Origin of the sequence: Arenibacter certesii DSM 19833, assembly GCF_000429545.1 — a bacterium.
Lineage (GTDB): Bacteria > Bacteroidota > Bacteroidia > Flavobacteriales > Flavobacteriaceae > Arenibacter > Arenibacter certesii.
On the sequence record NZ_AUCB01000008.1, the window covers coordinates 124,154 to 146,278 of the forward strand.

Annotated in this window: 13 protein-coding genes; 11 read left to right on the top strand and 2 right to left on the bottom strand. The window is 37.0% G+C overall.

The window, feature by feature from the left end:
- Positions 1–6 precede the first annotated feature (6 nt).
- Positions 7–3,183 carry a cytochrome c biogenesis protein CcsA gene (ccsA, locus tag G466_RS0105035; RefSeq protein WP_026812675.1) on the bottom strand — a complete coding sequence of 1,059 codons (3,177 nt, stop codon included), beginning with the start codon at positions 3,181–3,183 and terminating at the stop codon, positions 7–9.
- A 423-nt stretch (positions 3,184–3,606) separates the two neighbouring features.
- Between ccsA and G466_RS0105040 the strand changes: the two genes are divergently transcribed.
- From G466_RS0105040 to G466_RS21465, 11 genes are all read left to right on the top strand, one after another.
- The gene (locus tag G466_RS0105040) at positions 3,607–4,371 is read left to right on the top strand and encodes a Rossmann-like and DUF2520 domain-containing protein (RefSeq protein ID WP_026812676.1); all 765 of its coding nucleotides are present in this window, start codon (positions 3,607–3,609) and stop codon (positions 4,369–4,371) included.
- A complete protein-coding gene (locus tag G466_RS0105045) occupies positions 4,355–4,882 on the top strand; it encodes a KdsC family phosphatase (RefSeq protein ID WP_026812677.1) in 528 nt (175 codons plus the stop codon). The genes G466_RS0105040 and G466_RS0105045 overlap by 17 nt, the downstream gene beginning before the upstream one ends.
- 4 nt (positions 4,883–4,886) lie before the next feature.
- Positions 4,887–5,474, top strand: coding sequence for a Maf-like protein (locus tag G466_RS0105050; protein ID WP_026812678.1), 588 nt, complete (start codon positions 4,887–4,889; stop codon positions 5,472–5,474).
- Between the two features lie 36 nt (positions 5,475–5,510).
- Positions 5,511–6,467, top strand: a complete 957-nt coding sequence (locus G466_RS0105055; RefSeq protein WP_026812679.1) for a hypothetical protein — start codon at positions 5,511–5,513, stop codon at positions 6,465–6,467.
- 8 nt (positions 6,468–6,475) lie between these two features.
- A complete protein-coding gene (locus tag G466_RS0105060) occupies positions 6,476–7,024 on the top strand; it encodes a mechanosensitive ion channel domain-containing protein (protein WP_026812680.1) in 549 nt (182 codons plus the stop codon).
- A 77-nt stretch (positions 7,025–7,101) separates the two neighbouring features.
- Positions 7,102–9,618 carry a PIG-L family deacetylase gene (locus G466_RS0105065; protein ID WP_026812681.1) on the top strand — a complete coding sequence of 839 codons (2,517 nt, stop codon included), beginning with the start codon at positions 7,102–7,104 and terminating at the stop codon, positions 9,616–9,618.
- Positions 9,619–9,731: 113 nt separating this feature from the next.
- On the top strand, positions 9,732–11,438 hold the full coding sequence (locus G466_RS0105070; RefSeq protein WP_026812682.1) for a sodium:solute symporter: 1,707 nt from the start codon (positions 9,732–9,734) through the stop codon (positions 11,436–11,438).
- 206 nt (positions 11,439–11,644) lie between these two features.
- On the top strand, positions 11,645–12,685 hold the full coding sequence (locus G466_RS0105075; protein WP_026812683.1) for a LacI family DNA-binding transcriptional regulator: 1,041 nt from the start codon (positions 11,645–11,647) through the stop codon (positions 12,683–12,685).
- Positions 12,686–12,858: 173 nt separating this feature from the next.
- On the top strand, positions 12,859–15,876 hold the full coding sequence (locus tag G466_RS0105080; protein ID WP_026812684.1) for a SusC/RagA family TonB-linked outer membrane protein: 3,018 nt from the start codon (positions 12,859–12,861) through the stop codon (positions 15,874–15,876).
- Between the two features lie 10 nt (positions 15,877–15,886).
- The gene (locus tag G466_RS0105085) at positions 15,887–17,473 is read left to right on the top strand and encodes a SusD/RagB family nutrient-binding outer membrane lipoprotein (protein ID WP_026812685.1); all 1,587 of its coding nucleotides are present in this window, start codon (positions 15,887–15,889) and stop codon (positions 17,471–17,473) included.
- A 231-nt stretch (positions 17,474–17,704) separates the two neighbouring features.
- Positions 17,705–21,025 carry a VCBS repeat-containing protein gene (locus G466_RS21465; protein WP_205622025.1) on the top strand — a complete coding sequence of 1,107 codons (3,321 nt, stop codon included), beginning with the start codon at positions 17,705–17,707 and terminating at the stop codon, positions 21,023–21,025.
- 109 nt (positions 21,026–21,134) lie between these two features.
- Here G466_RS21465 and G466_RS0105095 read toward each other — a convergent pair whose 3' ends face one another.
- Positions 21,135–21,980: a DUF2911 domain-containing protein gene (locus tag G466_RS0105095; RefSeq protein ID WP_026812686.1), complete on the bottom strand. Its 846-nt coding sequence runs from the start codon at positions 21,978–21,980 to the stop codon at positions 21,135–21,137.
- Positions 21,981–22,125 lie beyond the last annotated feature (145 nt).

Sequence of the window (22,125 nt, forward strand, 5' to 3'; positions counted from 1 at the left end):
TTGATGTTATTTGGCATAATGCTTCTTATATCGCCAATAACTTACAGCTCCTAATACAAATACGCCAAAGACCGTATAATAGATAAAGGTTGGGGTAATTACCTGTGCCCCACTCGCGTAGCTATGCAGACCTACTAAATAGAAATTCACCCCAAAATAGGTCATCATGATACTTGCAAAAGCAATAACACTTAAAAAGTTAAAGGTCCAATTGCCCCTCAATCCAGGAACTAGTCTAACGTGAAGAACAAAGGCATATACCATAATTGAAATCAATGCCCAAGTTTCTTTTGGATCCCAACCCCAATAACGCCCCCAACTCTCATTGGCCCACTGTCCACCAAGGAAATTTCCTATGGTCAACATTGCCAATCCTACAGTAAGGGAGAGTTCGTTGATTATGGTAAGTTCCTGAATATTCAATTTCATTTTTTCTTTGTTCTTTTCATTGGTCAGTGTTATTAAGATAAGACAGACCACTCCTAATATCATTCCCACTGTTAATGGTCCATAGCTACCAACAATAATAGACACGTGTACCATTAACCAATAGCTATCCAGAACTGGCACCAAATTAGAAATTGATGGATCTACCCAACTTTGGTGCGCCACAAATAATAACATAGACGTTACAAATGTAGAGGCGGCAACTGTCATATCGCTCTTTTTAGCGAACAATAATCCCATTCCTAAGGTTGCCCAAGAAACATAAAGAATACTCTCATAGGCGTCACTCCAAGGGGCATGTCCAGATATATACCAACGGAGACCCAAACCAAGGGTATGAGCAATGAAGAAGAGGTAAATCATTATCTTTATAGCTGAAATACCAAAGCGAAGCGCCTTTCTATCTCTAATAATCTGAAAGACTAAAAGGGTAAACATTAACAATCCTGTCAACGCATAATATTTATATAGCCTATTATAGATATCAGCTTTATTGTAGAAAATTTCAGCTTTAACTTTATTCTTGCTAGGTAACACTTCGCTACCGTGATTTTCTTGATTCTTTTTAAATGCTGCCAATAACTTATCGGCTTCTGAATAGTCTCCAGTATTTACAGCTTTCTCCAAGCTCATTAAATAAAATGGTACTGCATTTTTTATGAAGTTTGCATATAGGGAATCAGAAACTTGATATTGTCCGCCCCTAAACTCCACAGCGGAAATCCATTTGTTATTTTCATCGTTCAACAGGGGAAAAATCTTTACAATTTCACCTCCTAGAGCTCTATTTAATAGAATTAATCGCTCATCAATACTCTTAAAGTCTTTCTGAAACTGGTTTGGAGTATTTGTACTATATGCATCTTTTAGATAGGGAGATAATTTATACTGACCCTGTGCATCAAAAAAATCGGTTGCCTTAACATATTTTTTATCGTGCGGTACCCCTATAATATTTCTAAGACTATCATTCTGTCCTTTTTTGTCCAATGCAATAAACTCCGCATTATACCATGCTGGTGCGTTTAACATCATGGAAAGGAATACTTGATCCGAGTTAAAGTCGGTATACTTATCCCTAAGGCTTAGTTTTCGCAATAGTTCCGATGAGAAGGTGTTAATAGGCTTCATACGACCACCCGCATCCTGTATAACCAATTCCGCAAATTTTGCAGCATGTTCCTTGGAAGGGGTTATGGCATGTAACAGGGAATCTATCTGTTCTGCTGTTGGCGTATTCCTATGAGCGTGATCTGTTGCAGCTGCTGGATTTTGTGCCGTCATGGTAAATCCGGCTCCCAACAAAAGCAAGGTCGTCATTTTCGCCTGTTTCTTTTTTAATTTTTCTAAGGAAGCCCCTAGATCTTTAAACCTAGTCTTTCCAAAAAACATTATCCCCATTAGCCCTGTGTACAATAAAAAGTAACCAATATATGTAATCCATGTTCCCCAAAAATCGTGGTTGACCGATAATACCGTTCCTTTTTCATCGGGATGAAAACTCGCTTGAAAAAAGCGGTATCCCTTATGGTCCAAAATATGGTTCATATAAATATCGTAATCAAATGGTCGCTCGTCCTGTACCGTTACTTTACTCATAAAAGAAGAGTAACTATTTTCGGTCCCGGGATATCTTTCGGCTATAAAATCGTTCAACTTTATGGCAAATGGCAAGGTATAAACTTTGGAACCATAACTCATGTTGAACTCCAATCCGCCTACGTTAAATCCACCTGAGAAGCTCGACATTCCTTTGCTTCCCAATAGCTTTTTACGGACAGTTTCCCCATTACTTGTAATGTCTAGAACCAAAGCGTCCAAGTCGTTCTCTGTTCTATCTTCTTTAGGTATTTCTACAATCCCATACTCTCCTTTGACCAATGGTTCTGGTATTACAAATTGCATTCCCGCCATATTATAAAGAGATCTGAGCTGGAATTTCTGCAAGCTGTCTTTAACAACCTCTCCCTCCATCTGATCGGCCATTCGCATAAACTGACCTTCAAAAGGCGATTCTAACATATATTCACCATCAACCGTTGTAATATTAATTGCTCCAGGTGTAGGTTTGTTCAGTGCGAAAAGCACATTATGGATACTAGCTACTTCTCCATTCTCCAAATAGTGATCATGCCTTTCCCCTTCTCCAGATTCTACAATTTTTAGGAATTCTTTTCCGTTAGGATCTTCAACCAATCCTTCCTTGGCACCCTCTATAAAATCTACATAGGAAATAGTGAAGGGCTGACCGTTAAAATCGGAGTTCCATGGTAAGTTTGACTTAAGCGCCTGAGCGGTCACTAAAATCCCATCTTCCAATATCTTTCTTTTGCGCTCTTGATTAATTTCTCCATCTACATAGACTGTTAAATATGTTTTATCGGAATAGAAAACATTTTCGGTCGCTCCCTCTCTTATTGGCATCATCCCTTCAAAACTGATGTATCTGGTAACAAATGCCCCTACTATAATCAATATCCAAGAAAGATGTAACAATAAAACGGCCCATTTTTCTTTTCGCAACAATCTATACCGCGAAATATTTCCAATAAAATTGATTACAAAAAATACCATAATTGCTTCAAACCAAGTAGCATTATAGATCCAAATTCGAGCGGTATCGGTACTATACCAACTCTCGATAAAGGTTCCGAAAGCCATGGCTGTGGCAAAAACAATAAATAAAACAGACATTAATCGAGTGGAAAAGAAAAATTTCTTTAAAAATTCGGTCATCCTGGAGAGATATGGTTTAATATAAAAGCCCAAAAATACATATATTAATAGGTTTAATAAGTGAATTTTTTGTTAATTGACACCCATTATCATATTCTCAAAATCCATGTGAAATTACTTTGATTTGCTAATAAGTTTTCAACATTTTATCTCTCCTAGCACGATTTATCACCTTTCACACTTTGGTCTAAGATTTATTTGATTAATTTAATAGATCACAAACTAAGATTCCATAAAATAATTGAATAAACTCCTATCCCGTAAGTTACAAAATGTGGTTTAAAACATTAATTCTAGTATACGTTATTTCGTTCTCAGTTTTATAGGGTTAAGTTCTTACCTATTATCAAAAAAAATCAGGAAAACCTTATTTTTCTTTTGTTGTAAAGCGATGTAGTTTTGATGGATTAATTACTTTTGAATATGATATCGATAATAATTCTGGGATCGGGCAACGTGGCCAAACATTTGTTCGATACATTTTTAGACCAAAATGAAATAAAAATCCTCCAAGTAATTGGGCGAAACAAGGACCAACTTTCCTACTTTAATAAAATGGCGGAAATTAGTACAGATTTTGCAAATATTTTGGATGCGGATCTATACCTGATTGCAGTTAGTGACGATGCCATCCCAGAAGTGGCCAAATCCTTAATAAATAAAAAAGGGATTGTAGCCCATAGTTCAGGAAGCGTGCCCTTAAATGCATTGGACCCTAAAAACAGAAGAGGTGTCTTTTACCCACTACAAAGTTTTAGCGCTGGAAAAAAAATTGATTTTAAGTCGGTTTCCATTTGTATTGAGGCAGAAAACAAGAACGACCTTAAATTGCTGGAACAATTGGGGAACATAATTTCTAACAATGTTCAAGAAGTTTCTTCGGAGCAAAGGAAGTCCCTGCATTTGGCGGCCGTCTTTGTCAATAATTTCACCAACCACCTATTCCATATTGGCCATGAGATATGCAAAGGCAATGACATACCTTTCCAGATTCTTATTCCATTAATAAAGGAGACCGTAAACAAGTTGGATTACATAACTCCCTACGATGCACAAACAGGTCCTGCACGGAGAAATGATTTTAGTACTATTGAAAATCATTTAAAGCAACTTAAAACTAAAAATAATAAGGATATTTACACCTTGATAAGCAAATCGATTAGTGAAAAATATGGAAAAGAGCTATAAGGAGCTGTTACAAGACATTACTACTTTTATTTTTGATGTGGACGGTGTCTTTACCGATGGTAAGGTTATGATTACCTCGGAAGGGGAATTGTTAAGAACCATGAATGTTAAGGATGGCTATGCCTTAAAAGTTGCCATACAGCAAGGTTACAATGTCTGCATTATTTCTGGAGGTACCAATGAAGGAGTTCGTGTACGACTAAGGGATCTAGGCGTTACGGATATTCATATGGGCGCACATCATAAAATAGACCCCTTTGACGAATATCTGGACATATACAATATTAACCCAAAAAATGTATTGTATATGGGTGATGACATTCCCGATATTCCACCCTTAAAACTAGCTGGATTACCCTGTTGCCCTCAGAACGCGGTTCCTGAGGTAAAGGAAGTTTCTAAGTATATCTCCCATAAAAATGGGGGCGATGGCTGCGTTAGGGATGTTATAGAACAAGTTTTAAAAGTTAGGGGGCATTGGGCCGATAACTTTAGCGCAAAAAACGATTAAATCAATGTTAGAGGATAAATTTCACAAACACACTATTATTTTAGCATCCGCCTCTCCTAGAAGGCAGCAGTATTTTAAAGAAATGGGCATCCCATTTACGGTTCAGACCATTCCTGTAGATGAGGTGTACCCCCCTCACTTACAAGGAGATCAAATTTCTAGTTATTTGGCAGCCTTAAAGGCTGCTCAATTTAAGGGCAAGCTTAAAGAAACAGACATTCTCATTACTTCCGACACCGTGGTTTGGCATAAGGGAATATCCTTGGCAAAACCAAAAGACAAAGCAGATGCCGTGCAGATGCTACAAACACTTTCCAACGATTGGCATGAAGTAATTACATCGGTATGCTTTACCACACCAATAACGCAGGAAACATTTGCCCATAAGACCAAAGTGAAATTTAGAGAACTATCGGAAGAAGAAATCAATCATTACGTAGATCATTTTAAACCTTTTGACAAAGCTGGGGGTTACGGGATTCAGGAATGGATTGGTCTTATAGGAATAGAAGATATCCAAGGTTCCTATTCCAATGTGGTAGGCCTACCTACCCATTTAGTCTATAAAATGTTAATGACCATGGTAGCTTAGGTTATTTTGAATATTTTTATAGAAAATCCTTTCTATATGAAATTCAAACGTATACGAACCGTTCACTTAGTTGTCTTGCTCCTAACTATTACTGCACTGGGTTCTTGTAAAAAAGAAAACGAATCAGCAAAAGATGGCTTTGTGGGCAATACAAAAACCACTCCCTCCAAAGCTGAAACCGAAAAGAGAACCTTATCTAAAGAATTTAAGGACTATTGGTATAGTGGAAAGGCAGAAATCACCTCATACAAACTAGAGCAGGCACAATATGGCGAAATAAGGGAAGGTAAAGCCGTTTTAATATTTGTCACCGAACCATTTATGGCAGATAAGCAGGTAAAACCGGATAGACCCAATGCAGACCATATATCCGTATTAAAACTAAACAGCACCAAAAACTTTTTGACCGGAATTTACCCCTATTCCATTATGAGTAGCAGCTTTTACCCTGTTTATGACAACCAACATGCTACTAAACTAACCTCATCCGTTCAGGAATGGTGTGGACAGGTATTTACACAATTAAATAATAGATCACAGTTTGAAGTGAATTCTTATTCCTATTTTGAATCGGAAGGAGACCAATACCAAGAGTTGGAAAAAGCGCACTTGGAAAATGAGCTATGGAATAAGATTCGCATAAATCCCAGTAACCTGCCTATTGGAAAAATTAAAATTATCCCCTCTTTGGAATATCTACGCATGGCACATAAAAAGGTAATGGCCTATGAGGCAAACGCGAATTTAGAGGTCACAGATGATAAAAGTGCATATACAATTAATTACCCTACCTTGGAAAGGACATTATCCATTAACTTTTCAAACTCATTCCCCTATAGCATAGAAAGTTGGACGGAAAGCTATAAAAGCGGCGGTAAAAAAGACGGCATTATACTCACTTCTAAAGCTTTAAAAATAAAAACATTAAAGCGCGCATATTGGCAAGAAAACAAAAATAGTGATGTATTTTTGCGTGATAGTTTAGGATTATAGATTATTATATGGAATCATTTTACCTTGAATATAAGAACGAACTGGTAGGTACTGTTCTATGCTTACTAACACTGATGATATTAAAATATTTCGGTGCGAAAACCATCAGAAAAGTTGGTAAACTTAGCGACATTAATGAAGTTAGAACTCGCTTGATCGTAAAATACTCTACTATTGGTCTAACTGGTTTTGGCATTCTTGCTCTAATCCTAATTTGGGGAGTAGATTTCAAGGAAATTGGGCTGGTATTCTCCTCAGTTTTTGCAGTAATAGGGGTCGCATTGTTTGCACAATGGTCCATTTTAAGTAATATTACAGCCGGAATTATCTTGTTTTTCTCCTTCCCTTTTAAAATTGGGGATAGGATTAAAATAATGGACAAAGAGATAGAATTGCCAAATGAAATTTATATAATTGAAGATATAAGGGCTTTTCACATTCATCTCAGGAGGAAAAATGGGGAACTCTTTACCTATCCCAACAATTTAATGCTCCAGAAAGCAATAGGTTTAGCAGCCACTTACGAACAATCTATGGATAATTCCAGTGATTTGTAGACTGTTAAAGAACTCGTAAAATTCAACTCTAGCTCACATATATTTTTATATTTGAAAACCAACTAAAACAACATTATATGCGCTCTTTTTGGGTATTCTTTTTTGGAATATTAATATCGTGCAACCTTATTCTATCGCAATCACCCAAATATAGTAGTTCATCGGATATTTACCATTCACTACAAAAACTGAACTTTTTGGGTACGGCATTGTACGTGGCAGCGCATCCAGATGATGAAAACACCAAACTCATTTCTTATCTTTCCAATGAAGTAAAAGCTAAAACCGCGTACCTCTCCCTTACACGTGGCGATGGTGGCCAAAATCTAATTGGACCAGAACTTCGAGAGCTATTGGGCGTACTACGAACACAAGAACTGCTAGCGGCGAGACGCATAGATGGAGGTAGTCAATTCTTTACTAGAGCCAATGATTTTGGTTATTCCAAACATCCAAAAGAGACGCTCAAAGTTTGGAAAAAGGATGAAGTATTGCGCGATATGATTTGGATTATCCGTAATCTAAAACCAGATGTAATTATTAACCGGTTTGATCATCGCACTCCAGGTTCCACTCACGGACATCATACTTCGTCCGCAATGCTAAGCGTTGAGGCTTTTGATATGGCTGCGGATCCAACACTTTATCCCGAACATCTAAACTCTACCTCTATATGGCAGCCCAAACGATTATTTTTTAATACCTCGTGGTGGTTCTATGGTAGCGAAGAAAATTTTAAAAATTCCGATAAATCCAATATGCTAAATTTCGACGTTGGAACCTATTATCCTTTAAGTGGATTATCTAACAATGAAATTGCGGCCCTTGCCAGTAGCCAACATTTATGTCAAGGTTTTGGGAGAATGAGCAACCGTGGCAGTGAAATGGAATATCTAGAGCTCCTTAAAGGAGACCTTCCAAGTAACGGGTCCAATATTTTTGAAGGGATTAACACCAGTTGGTCCAGAATAGAGGGTGGAGAAGCTGTAGGGGAGATTCTATATGATTTGGAGAATAATTTTAATTTCAAGGACCCTTCTATCCATTTACCAGAGCTATTGGCGGGATATAAGGAGTTAAAAAAGGTGAAAGATGATCATTGGCGCAATATTAAACTAAAAGAACTTGAGCATATTATCCTTTCCGTAAGCGGATTATTTCTAGAGGCTACTGTTGCTGAGCCAACGATGTACCAAGGCGGAAAAACAACTGTAAATATTGAAGCCGTCAACAGAAGTAATTCTAAAATTGTGCTTAAGAGTGTCGCTTTGACGAACACGCCAAGAACGACAAAATTGATCCCCCTCCTGGAAAATAAGAGAGAATTGTTTCAATTAGAGCTTCAAATACCCAACAACACCCCTCTATCTAACCCCTATTGGTTAAATGAAAAGTGGGATATTGGAATGTACCAAGTCCACGACCAAAGCCTAATTGGTAAACCTGAAACTCCAGCTGCATTCCATGTGATGTTTGAAGTTGAGTTTAATGGATATCCGATTACTATAACCAAGCCCGTGGTCTACAGGTATTCCAAACCGGATAAAGGAGAAATATACCAGCCGTTTAGTATATTGCCAAAAGCTACGGCCAGTTTTAAGGATAAAGTAATCATCTTTGCTGATGATCAACCAAAAGAAATACCCGTAACCATACAAGCCCATAAAGATAATATAGAAGGCAAAATTCAGCTTCGCGTTGGAGAAGGTTGGAAGGTAGATCAGGAGACAAAACCATTTAAAATTTCCAATAAAGGGGATAAACAGACTATTCGCTTTTTATTGACTCCCCCAATAACAGAGAACGAAAACTATATCTCCCCAATTATATGGGTAGATGGCATGGAAATTTCTAAAGAATTGATTGAAATTGATTACGACCATATTCCCAAACAAACAATATTATTACCCGCCGAAGCGAAGGTAGTACGTTTGGACATTAAAAAATCAGGTAATAAGATAGGATATATCAAAGGTGCTGGCGATGAAATCCCCATTAGTTTAAAGCAAATTGGGTATGATGTTTCCTTCATTGAACCAGAATTGATAAATTCCGGATCTTTAAAAAAATATGACGCTATTGTGGTAGGGATAAGAGCCTATAATGTAATAGACGAATTGAAGTTTAAACAACGTTACTTATTGGATTACGTTAAGAATGGTGGCAACTTAATTCTTCAATATAATACCACCGACAATAAGGTGACCAGCATGGAAAATCTTGCCCCCTACCCCCTAAACATATCTAGAGATCGGGTAACCGATGAAAATTCTGAAGTGAAGATACTGGCAAACAACCATCCAATTGTAAATTACCCTAACAAAATAACCCTAGACGATTTTAATGGATGGGTACAGGAGCGCGGCTTATATTTCCCCAATCAATGGGCAAAAGAGTTCACTCCCATATTATCTATGCAAGATAATGGTGAAGACCCTATAAAAGGTAGTCTGCTTGTTGCACCTTATGGAGAGGGATATTATGTTTATACTGGATTGAGTTTCTTTAGGGAACTCCCTGTTGGAGTTATAGGTGCTTATAGACTATTTGCCAATATGCTTTCCCTAAGTCAAAAAGATTCAGAGAATAAATAAAAGGATAACTATGCAAGATAAATTCATTTGGAAGAAAGAGTACACCTTAGTCATTGTCTTGAATGCACTGTATATCATCATCTTTTACTTAATAATGACCGCAAACCAATAATATGGCAACTATTGATTGGATTATACTTGGGGGTACACTGCTTTTTATTGTCGCTTTTGGCGTCTGGAAAACAAAAGGCAGCAAAGATGTAAACGATTATGTACTTGGTGGCAAGTCAGCACAATGGTGGACCATAGGACTATCTGTAATGGCGACACAGGCAAGTGCAATCACTTTTTTATCCACACCAGGCCAAGCGTATCATGATGGAATGGGATTTGTTCAGTTCTATTTTGGACTCCCCTTGGCTATGATTATTATCTGTATTGTATTTATACCCCTTTATCATCGCCTTAAAGTCTACACGGCCTACGAATTTTTAGAAAATCGATTCGATTTAAAAACAAGATCTCTAACGGCATTACTGTTTCTTATTCAACGGGGTCTTTCAGCAGGGATTACCATCTACGCCCCCTCTATTATCTTATCTGCTGTACTGGGTTGGAATTTGCACACACTTAATATCATTATAGGTATATTGGTAATTATTTACACGGTAACGGGAGGAACTAAAGCTGTAAGTGTTACTCAAAAACAACAAATGTTCATTATAATGACGGGAATGTTTATAGCATTCTTCTTTATTTTGGGCTTTTTACCAGAAAACATCACATTTAACAAAGCTTTAAAGATAGCGGGGGCCAGTGATAAGTTAAATATATTGGATTTTGATTTTAACACAACTAGCAGATACACTTTTTGGAGTGGTATAACAGGAGGACTATTCCTTTCCCTTGCTTATTTTGGAACAGATCAAAGTCAGGTACAACGCTATCTTTCTGGAAGGTCTGTCCGAGAAAGTCAGCTAGGGCTCATATTTAACGGAATTTTGAAGATCCCCATGCAATTCTTTATTCTTTTGGTTGGGGTGATGGTTTTCGTGTTTTTCCAGTACAACCACTCGCCTTTAAACTTTAATCCCTCTGCTACCAAAGCCGTAATGAACTCTTCCTACGCTTCTGATTACAAACTCTTGGAGCAAGAGCATCTTAGTTTGGAGGTAGAAAAGAGAATTGCACAAAATAAATTTTCAGCTGCGTTAGACCTCCAAGAATATGATGCTACGCAAAATGCCAAACAGCAGATTATTAGCATCAACGAAAAGGAAAAGATGAACCGGGAAGCGGCTAAGGCCCTTATCTCCAAGGCAGATCAAAAAATAGAAACCAATGATAAGGACTATGTGTTTATCCATTTTATTCTTACCTACCTCCCAAAGGGACTAATTGGACTTCTGCTTGCCGTAATCCTATCGGCTGCCATGTCCTCTACCGCCTCGGAATTAAATGCATTGGGCACCATTACAGCCTTAGATCTTTACAAGCGAAATAAACGGGAAGAATCATCCCCACTACATTATGTAAAAGCTTCTAAGTTATTTACATTATTATGGGGCGTTATCGCAATTATAATTGCAAACTATGCCAATCTATTTGAAAATTTAATACAATTGGTAAATATTATCGGATCAATATTTTACGGTAATGTGTTAGGCATCTTTTTAATTGCCTTCTTCTTTAAGTATATTAAGGGTAATGCTGTTTTTGTAGCTGCGCTAATTACCCAGATCATTGTTATTATAGGGTATAAATATGAATGGATGTCCTATTTATGGCTGAATGCTTTTGGATGTGGGCTGGTTATTTTACTGAGTTTTATCCTAGAAAGCTTTGATCGCTTGCTAAAAGTGCCACCGGTGAGAGGGTAATCTAAACCTGTAACTACTTTATAAAGCACCCTAATTTAAAAATTAGCTGTAGCCTCTACTAGAATGGATGTAGTGTGGATCCTGAAACTTCAGGATATCATAGGAATAAGAAATTTATTTACTTTCGTAAGAATATTACTATATTTATAATTTCTTTTACCTATTCATTACTAACGTATTCCTTGCCCTCTCCTTAATCTTTACCAATGAATAATAAAAAACATACTATTAAGGACATTGCTAAAATGGCCGGTGTTTCTAAGGGTACCGTAGATAGGGTTTTACATAAGAGAGGGAATGTTTCCAAGGAGGCCTACGAAAAAGTAGATAGAATACTAAAAAAAATAGATTTTAAGCCAAATCTCCTTGCCAGTAATTTAAAAAAAAACAAAACCTATTTAATTGGTGTTCTACTTCCAGATCCCAAATTAGAATCCTTTTGGATTTCAGCCAAGAAAGGGATTATAGATGCATCAAAAGAATTCAACCCCTTTGGTATTCTAGTAAAGGAATTTTTATATGACCCTAGTAGTAAGGATTCTTTTTGGGAACAATCGCAAAACCTGTTAAAATCCAATCCAGATGCCCTAATTATGGTTCCTAATTTTTTAAAGGAATCCGAAACGATTTTAAAAACATGCAAGAATGCCAATATTAAGGTTATCACGTTCAATAATCCAATTAATACGGTAATAGATTACGTTTATATCGGACAAGACCTTCATCAAAGTGGTAAGGTTGCGGCGGGTTTAATAGAAAGAATTATCAATAAAAACGACAAAATAGCCATCATCCATATCGATAAGGAGCCACATATGGAGTTAAAGGAAGATGGTTTCAAGGAATATTTTAAAGTGCATAATCCCAATGATCACGATATTATTTCCAAAACATTTAGCGCTGTAGATGATACTGGATTTAATGAAAATGTATCCTTATTTTTAAAGGAAAATCCGGAAGTAACAGCTTTCTTTATTACCAATGCTAAAGCCTATAAATTTCTAAAAGTTTTTAAAAACAAGACCAATAAAGACCTTAAAATTATTGGTTATGATGTTTTAAGAGAAAACACCAAGTACCTTCAAGAAGGATGTATAGATTTCCTAATTCATCAAAAACCTTATAGACAAGCCTATTTAAGCATAGCATACGCTGCAGAACATTACCTCTTTGCAAAAAGCCTGCCCACACATGAATATCTTCCCATCGATATTATTACTTCAGAAAACGCAAAGTACCACCTCTAACCAATAGATCCTGGATTGATGAATTATACGAAATTTTGAGTTATACTGACTTTTTCAAATTTGTGCTCGAGCACATTTACATAAAATCTGTTTGTCAAGTGAAATATTTAACATACTTTCGCTATTAACTTAATTTTAACAGTCAACCAATTTCTAACTCAAAATGATTAATTATGTTCAAAAAACTGATATTCTTTTTAATACTTGCTTTTGGGATTCAGCCCCTGCTGGCTCAAAATAAAACTTTGACCGGAGTGGTCACTGATGCTACCGATGGTTCTCCTTTACCTGGTGTAAATATTCTTGTACAGGGAAGCCCTGTTGGTACACAGACCGATTTTGATGGAAATTATACCATTGAAGCTTCTAGCGGTGATGTTTTAGTCTTTTCATTTATAGGGATGAGATCCCAATCTATTTCCGTTGGTACTTCAAACACCATAAACGTTTCCATGGAAGGTGACGCTGAACAATTGGGCGAAGTAGTCGTTACGGCATTAGGGATCAAAAGACAGGCAAAGGCGCTTACCTATTCCCAACAATCCGTACAATCTGACGAGTTAACAAAAACTAGGGACCCTAATTTCATGAATAGTATTGCTGGTAAGGCCGCAGGTGTTGAAATTAAGAAGAGTACTTCTGGAGCAGGTGGTTCTACCCAAATAGTACTAAGAGGAAATAAGTCTTTAAGCGGAGATAGCTCTCCGTTGTTTGTAATAGATGGTATTCCTATGGCAAATAATAAGGGATCACAACCAGGTATGTGGGGTGGCACTGACGGTGGAGATGGTCTATCGGCAATTAATCCAGATGATATTGCCAGTATCAGTATCCTTAAAGGATCTAACGCTGCCGTACTTTATGGGAGCCAAGGTGCAAACGGAGTTGTTCTTATAACCACGAAACAAGGTGTTTCTGGAAAAACTACCGTGACATTAAATTCTGGTTATACCTTTGAGCATTTCCTAGAACTTCCAGATCTTCAGTTTAAATATGGAGCTATTGGAAACGCAAAGGAAAGTTGGTCTACAACACCAGGGGATTATCAAAATAATTATGTAGAAGAGTTTTTTCAAACAGGTCATAATTTCAATAACACCTTAACTGTTAGTGGTGGTAATGATAAGACTTCAGCCTATTTCTCTTATGGAAACACAACTGCTTCTGGTATTACCCCGGAAAACAAGTATCAAAAGAACAACTTTACCTTTAAGCAATCTACAAAAATGTTTAACGATAAGGTTACTGTTACTTCCAATGTAATTATGGCCTTAGAAGAAACTAAGAACAGGTTGCCTTCTGGATATTACTTAAATCCGCTTACTGGACTTTATATGTTCCCCAGAAATCGTAATTTTTATGATTTTAAGAATAACTATCAAGTTTTTAATGAAGATAGAAATTTATATGCACAAAACTGGTTTGTTAGCGATCATCATCAGTCAAATCCATATTGGATAATTAATAAGGAACCTAGAACGGACGAGAGTAAAAGGATCATTGGTAGTTTAAATATTGCTTATGACATCACGGAAGAACTTGCATTACAAGTTAGAGGGAACTATGACTATGCTGTAAAAGAATATGAACAGCAACATGCAGCAACATCCAATAGCACCAACGTTCATCCTAAAGGAGCTTGGGACTATAAAAAATATGATGATAAGTTAGCCTATACCGATGTCATCCTTACTTACAACACCGATTTATCTGAAACTATAAGCTTTAATGGAGTACTTGGTGGAAGTTATCAGAAAACAATTTATGGGGACGGAGTAAGCGTTAATACGGGAACCGATGGTTTATTATATCCCAATCAGTATTTATTTCAAAACTTACCCAACAATGTGCAGGTACAGTCAACATATGGTGGTTCCGTTATTAAACAAGGAGTTTTTGCCAACGTTCAGTTAGGATATAAAGAAATGCTATTTTTAGATCTTGCAGGAAGAAATGACTGGGCGTCCACTTTGGCGCTTACAGGAAATGACTCTTATTTTTATCCTTCAATTGGAGTTACCGCTGTTGTAAGTGATATGTTTAACCTACCAGAGAATATTAGTTTTGGGAAGTTAAGGGCATCGTATACCCAAGTAGGTAACGAAGTGCCATTTAATAGAATAAATCCTCAAAATTCTATTTCCGTAAATGGCGGTGTGAATAGAAATACGGTTAAACCATTTTTTGATGCAAAACCTGAAATCATTACTAGTTTGGAGTTTGGTACCGATTGGCGATTTTTCCAAAACCGTTTAGCTTTTGATTTTACGTACTACAATATAATTAGTAATGATCAGTTTATCGAAATCCCCTTGTTACAATCCGAGTCTGAAGGTGGATATACCACTAAATTTATCAACGCTGGAGAGGTTACCAATAAAGGGGTGGAAATAACCTTAAGTGCAACTCCTATACGAACAGATGATGTAGAATGGGTAACGGCCTTCAATTTCACAAAAAACGTTAATGAAATCGTGGATTTAGGTCCAGATGATGATAAGGAAATTAACCTAGGTTCCTCTGAAGGGTATACCTCAAAATTAAAAAAAGGCGGTTCTTTTAATGATATTTACGTTCGTAAATACGTAAGAGATGAACAAGGACGTATTGTTTTTGATGCCGGTAAACCTACTAGGACTCCTTTAGCCGAATTTATTGGGAATTTAGACCCAGAATGGTCATTAGGTTGGAATAACAACTTTAGTTATAAAAGGATCAATTTAGGTGTTCAAATTAATGGTAAGTTCGGAGGTAAGGTATTTAGTCAAACAGAGTCCATGTTAGATGGCGCTGGGGTATCGCAAAGATCTGCGGATGCGCGTGATGCTGGTGGCGTTACTGTTAACGGTGTGGACAAGACCTCGGGAAGTGCTATTACAACTGTAGGGGCTGAAACTTGGTATAGGGCCATTGGAGATCGTAACGGGGTTGGAGAGGCTTATGTATATGACCGTACTAATATTAGATTGAGCCAGTTATCTCTAGGTTATAATATAGATGTTGACAAACTGGGACTTCCTATCAAAGCAGCTACTTTATCCTTTATTGGAAACAACCTATTCTTTATCAGTAAGGAAGCTCCTTTTGATCCAGAATTGGCAATGAGCACAACTCGAAATTCACAGGGGTTGGATAATTTCAACCTACCCTCAACAGGTACTTATGGTTTTAATCTTAAAGTAACATTTTAATTTATAACAAATGAAAAAGTTAATATATCTAATTACAATGGTATTTGCCATAAGTGCATGTACCACGGATTTTGAAGAAACCAACACCAATCCGTATCAACTTTCGGGTAAATCTTTACAGGAAGATTTTAATCATGTTGGGGCGTTTTATCCTTCCATGTTAAGTCAGATTTTCGGTAATCAAATAGACCATAACTTAACCAATGTTACCTTCTCTCAACATTTGGCTACCCCTACCCCGTTTGTGGGAGGTGTAAACAACACTACGTTCTACATCCGTTGGAACGGGTATTGGGCTAGAGAATATGACAATGTTATGGCACCGGCAGAACAAGTTATAGAAATTGCACAAGAGGGTGGTTATACTGTATTTGTGGAGTGGGCGAATTTGATAAAGATTATTTCCATGTCCCGTGTTACTACTTATTATGGCCCTATTATTTATACCAATTATGGATCAACTGAGAATGCTTTATACGATGATGAAGAAACTCTTTACACTGCCTTTTTTGTAGACTTAGATAGGATTATTGCAGAATTCAAGGCCAATTCCGATTATCCTGGCTTAAAGAATTTTGATGCTAGTTTTGATGGGGATGTTAGTAAATGGGCCAGATATGCCAATTCCTTGCGATTACAATTGGCAATGCGTATTTCTAAGGTAGCGCCCGCAATGGCAAAAGCAGAAGGAGAAAAAGCCTTGGCAGATTCTGCAGGATTGATTGAATCCAATGATGATAACTTTAATATTTCATTATATGGTGCAAAATTCCATCCAGCCCAAATTGCCTTTGAATGGGGTGATACTAGGATGAGCGCTACTATGGAGTCTATCCTAATTGGCTATAAAGACAACAGAATTGAAAAATTCTTTTCACCAGTTGAAGATATGTCATTGGTAAGTGATCATCCAGATTGGCCTTATAAAGGTATTCGAAACGGCGCTGAAATAGTAGCTAAGGATGACCGTTTAAGCTTCTCTACTCTTAACCCAGAGTTTAATGAGCCTGCGAAAGTTACCAAACGTAAAGTTATGAGTGCAGATGAAGTCCACTTTCTAAAAGCAGAAGCTGCCTTGCGCGAATGGGCAGGATCTGGTGGTGCAGCTATGGCTCAAACTCATTATGAAGCCGGAGTTCGCGCTTCCTTTGCCTTATGGGGTGCTGGAGGTGTAGATGATTATTTGGCAGATAACACAAGCTTACCTATAGATTATAATGACCCTGTGGCTCCTGGTACGGTGAACGATTTTACAAATCAAATCACAAATACCGTTGCTTGGGATGAATCTGCAAGTAATGAAGTAAAATTAGAAAAAATTATTACCCAGAAATGGATTGCTGCCTATACCAATGAAATGGAAGCATGGGTAGATTACAGAAGAACAGGCTATCCTAAACTTCCTCCAGTTTATCAGAACAGTAGTAATTCGGATTGGGGGGTAGTACCAGCAGGCGAATCAATTAAAAGAATGCCCTTTGTGCAAACGGAAAGAGAAGGAAATGCCACTGGTGTTGCCGATGCTACTCAAAAACTTGGTGGACCTGACGAAATAAATACGAGACTATGGTGGGATACAGGCGCACCTAATTTTTAATAAGATCAATATTAACTAATTTTAATTATAAAGACCTGTGGATTTTAATCCACAGGTCTTTTGCATAATAATAAAACCACAGCCGTTATTTTTATTACCGATAATTAGTATACTCTCTTAGAGTTTTGTGTTTATAGTTTAACTTACAGTTGTAGATTTATTCCTAGGCTTAAGAAACCATTTCAACAAAGTGCCTATCAACCAATAAACTTTCCCTTTTAACCAAATCCCATGAAAAACTTAATATTTAGAATCAGCTTATTTTCTTTTATGGCGCTAATAATTTCTTGCCAACAAGTAGATAAAAGTAACATGTTTTCCTTATTACCCGGCAGTAAAACTGGAATTACATTTAAGCCTATACTAAAAGAGACCGAAGAATTTAATATTCTAACCTACGGGTATATCTACAATGGTGGTGGTGTAGCAATAGGGGATCTTAACAATGATGGGCTCCAAGACATCTATTTCACGGGGAGTATGGTAGGAAGTAGACTATATATTAATAAAGGGGATTGGGAATTTGAAGAAATCGCAGAAAAAGCTGGGGTGTTCGCAGAAGGTCTATGGAATACTGGGGTTACTATGGTGGACATTAATGGAGATGGATTTTTAGATATTTATGTTTGCAGATCCGCCGCCAAAGACGCTCATAAACGTAAAAATTTATTATTTATCAATAATGGCGATTTAACATTTACAGAAGAGGCATCAGCCTATGGTATAGACGATTCAGGTTACTCAACACAAGGGGCCTTCTTTGATTATGACCGAGACGGAGATCTGGATCTGTATTTAGTAAACCATTCTGTACAGGAATACGCTAGCTTTAGTAAGCTCTCTAATACACTTAAACAGAAGAGAAACCCAGATTATGAAGATAGATTATATAGAAATGATAATGGAAAGTTTGTTGATGTAAGCGAAGAAGCAGGATTAACCTCTAATGTATTGGGTTTTGGATTAGGAATTGCAATCTCAGATATAAATAATGACGACTGGCCAGATATTTATATATCTAACGATTTTAATGAACAGGACTATTTGTACGTCAATAATCAGGACGGCACATTTAATGAGAGTTTGGAGGAGTATATTGGACACACCTCTCATTTTTCAATGGGATCGGACATTGCCGATATAAATAATGATGGGTATACTGATATTATCACCCTAGATATGCTCCCAGAAGGTAATCATCGATTAAAAATGGTTTCTGGCCCCGACAATTATGATAAAAACAGCTTTTTAATAAATTCCGGATTTTACCATCAAAGTATGCGTAACATGCTACATCTAAACAACAAAGGGAAATCATTCTCCGAAATAGGTCAATTTGCCGGGGTTTCTAATACCGATTGGAGTTGGGCTGCCCTTTTTGCAGACCTAGACAATGATGGGTATAAGGACTTATATATTACTAATGGAGTAAAACGGGATTATACCAATATGGATTTTTTAAACTATGCCGTTCAGAAAAAAATTGATAAAAATAAGACTGGGGTAGAAATAGCTATCACAGACCTACTGGAAAATATGCCAGCTACCTTAGAGGAAAATTATACCTATAAAAATAACGGTAATCTTACATTTTCAAAAGTAAATAAGGATTGGGGATTAAACAGAAAATCATTATCTAACGGCGCAGCTTATGCAGATTTGGACAATGATGGCGATTTAGATCTAGTAGTGAATAATATTGACGAACATCCATTTATTTATCGGAACAATAGTAATATCCATACCAATAACGCAACGGTAAAAATTAATTTAAAAGGAGAAGGTATGAATACCTTCGGTATTGGCTCCAAAGTTATCGTAAAGACCAAGACCTTGGAGATGGTGCAGGAAATGATGCCTACTAGAGGTTTTCAATCATCGGTAGATTACAATTTAATATTTGGACTTGGAGAAGATAAAACAATAAAAGAAATAATCGTAAAGTGGCCCGATGGGAAAACCGAAATTCTTAACAATATAGTATCAGATAAAACAATAACCGTATTTCAAAAGAATGCGAAAAATTATGATACCAATGTTCAGAATAATTTAAATCCTTTGTTTAATGAAGTTACCAGCGATAGTCTTTTAAAGCACACCCATAAAGAAAACAATTTTAACGATTTTAAGAGAGAACAACTCTTACCCCATAAACTTTCCACACAAGGGCCAAAAATTGGAGTAGCCGATGTAAATAAAGATGGTTTGGAGGATATGTTTATTGGGGGCGCTAAAGGAAGGGCTGGCCAACTATTTTTACAGACCAATGCGGGGAGATTTGTACCAACCAATCAAAATATATTTGAGAAGGAGAAAGACGCTGAGGATATTGGAGTGCTATTCTTTGATGCCAACAATGATGGTCATATAGACCTTTACGTAGTGAGTGGGGGAAATGAATATGAAGCAGATTCCGAAGAACTTCAAGACAGGATATACTTTAATGACGGAAAGGGGAATTTTAAAAGAAATAAGCAGGCTTTACCTATAATGATAACTAGTGGCTCCGTCGCAAAAGCTGTGGATATAGATGGGGACGGAGATCTGGATTTATTTGTTGGAGGTAGGCTAGTACCAGGAAGATATCCTAGCAGTCCTAGAAGTTATATTCTAGAGAATGATGGAATGGGGATATTTAAAGATATTACAGCCTCTATAAACCCAAGCTTGGAATTTCCCGGCATGGTTACCGATGCGTTATGGACAGATACTAATGGAGACGGAAAACCAGACCTAATTGTGGTTGGAGAATGGATGGCTATAAAAGTTTTTGAGAGCCAAAATGGGAAATTAATTGAAACAACTGAGACTAACGGACTTAAAGATTCCAAGGGTTGGTGGAACGCCATTATTGAAGGGGATTTTGACAATGACGGAGATTTGGATTATGTAATAGGCAATTTCGGGCTTAATTCGCAATTGAAGGCATCTGTTGCAGAGCCCGTTACTCTATATGCTAAAGATTTTGATAACAATGGGTCTATAGATCCAATTTTGTGCTCCTATGTAGACGGGGAAAATTATCCTGTTTTTTCAAAAGATGATCTCGTTGGTCAATTAAATATGTTAAAGACAAAGTATGTGAATTATTCCGATTATGCTTCCGCCAAGATCACTGATATTTTCACTAATAAAGAGTTGGAAGAAGCTACCCTTTATAAAGCTAATAATTTTGCAAGCAGTTATATGGAGAATCTAGGGGAAGGAAATTTTAAATTATCTCCACTACCAGCAACCACCCAGTTTGCACCTATACATGGAATGCTGGCAGATGATTTTAATGGCGATGGTCATTTAGATTTAATTTTAGCAGGCAATTTTTTTGGAACACGTGTAAAATACGGAAGATATGATGCTAATAAAGGAGATGTTCTTGTTGGTGACGGATTAGGAAACTTTAATCCTGTTAATGTATTAAAGACTGGGATAAATATAAGCGGTGAAGTAAGAAGTGTTTCAAAAATCACACGTAATGATGGAAGCGAAATCCTATTATTCGCCAGAAATAATGATGCGACAAAACTTTTCAAAATACAGTCAAGTTTGCCCTAATTATATGGATTAAAATTACATCACTAAACTGCATGTACCTTTCTTAATCCCATATAAAGTAAAAGCCCGCTTAGTAGCGGGCATTTACAAGTTTAATAATGGGCAGACTTTATTTAGCCCCCCATTCCTTTAGGGAATCTTTATTCATTTTAACATAATCGGCGTTACCTGCCGCTTCTGCTCCTGCTAAAGATTTCTTTGCAGCTGCAATCGCTTGTTTCTTATCACCAGCTTTAGCGTAGATAAGGGATTGTTGCCTTAGTTGCCAAAATGCAGGCTTTTCGTTCATAGCCATTGCCTTTTCCATCCATTCCTTGGCTTTATTGATGTCATTGCCCGAATCTAAGTAATATACTGCTGCTGCATAGTAATCTTCTGCTCCAGGACCGTTCATTACCCTTTCAATATTTTTCATCACAGCTTTATCGGTAGGCACTTCAAATTTTACCCCTACATAGGTATTTTCCCATAATAGACCTAAAGTAGCCGAATTATTGGTAAGATCATCAAAACTAAAAGTGAAAGTCTCTATAGGCATAGCCATTGGATGTACTTGAGCCTTTACTGTAGCGGCAACTTTACTTTCATCCAAGGTTGCAGGCGCCCCACTGCCATCAGCCTCCGTATAGAAGATAACATCCCAATTAGAAACACCTGGTTTCGTTAAAATAGCATAAGAACCAGCTTTAAGCTCTTTGCCCCCAACCATTACATTATTACTAAAACTTATTTTAGTCCTTGCATTGGCTCCAGTTCTCCATAATTTATCATAGGGCACCAAATCCCCAAAAATGGTTCTACCTCGCATAGAAGGTCTAGAATATTCCACTGAAACATCGGTAAGTCCTACTTTTTGTATTAGAGTGGCAGAAGGGCTTGGCTGCGGTGTCTCAATTTGTGCCTGTACCCCCATGGTAATGGCAAATATCGCTGCTAAAAGTGTATTCTTTTTCATCGTAAAAATTTTTATTGAATTTATGCGAATTTAACGCTTTTAAACCATAATTCACAATACAATCCTCTCTATATAATAATGTTTTCAATTCTTATTCACATAAGTCTAAGATCTATCTAGAACCTATCCGTATTTTAAATATTTT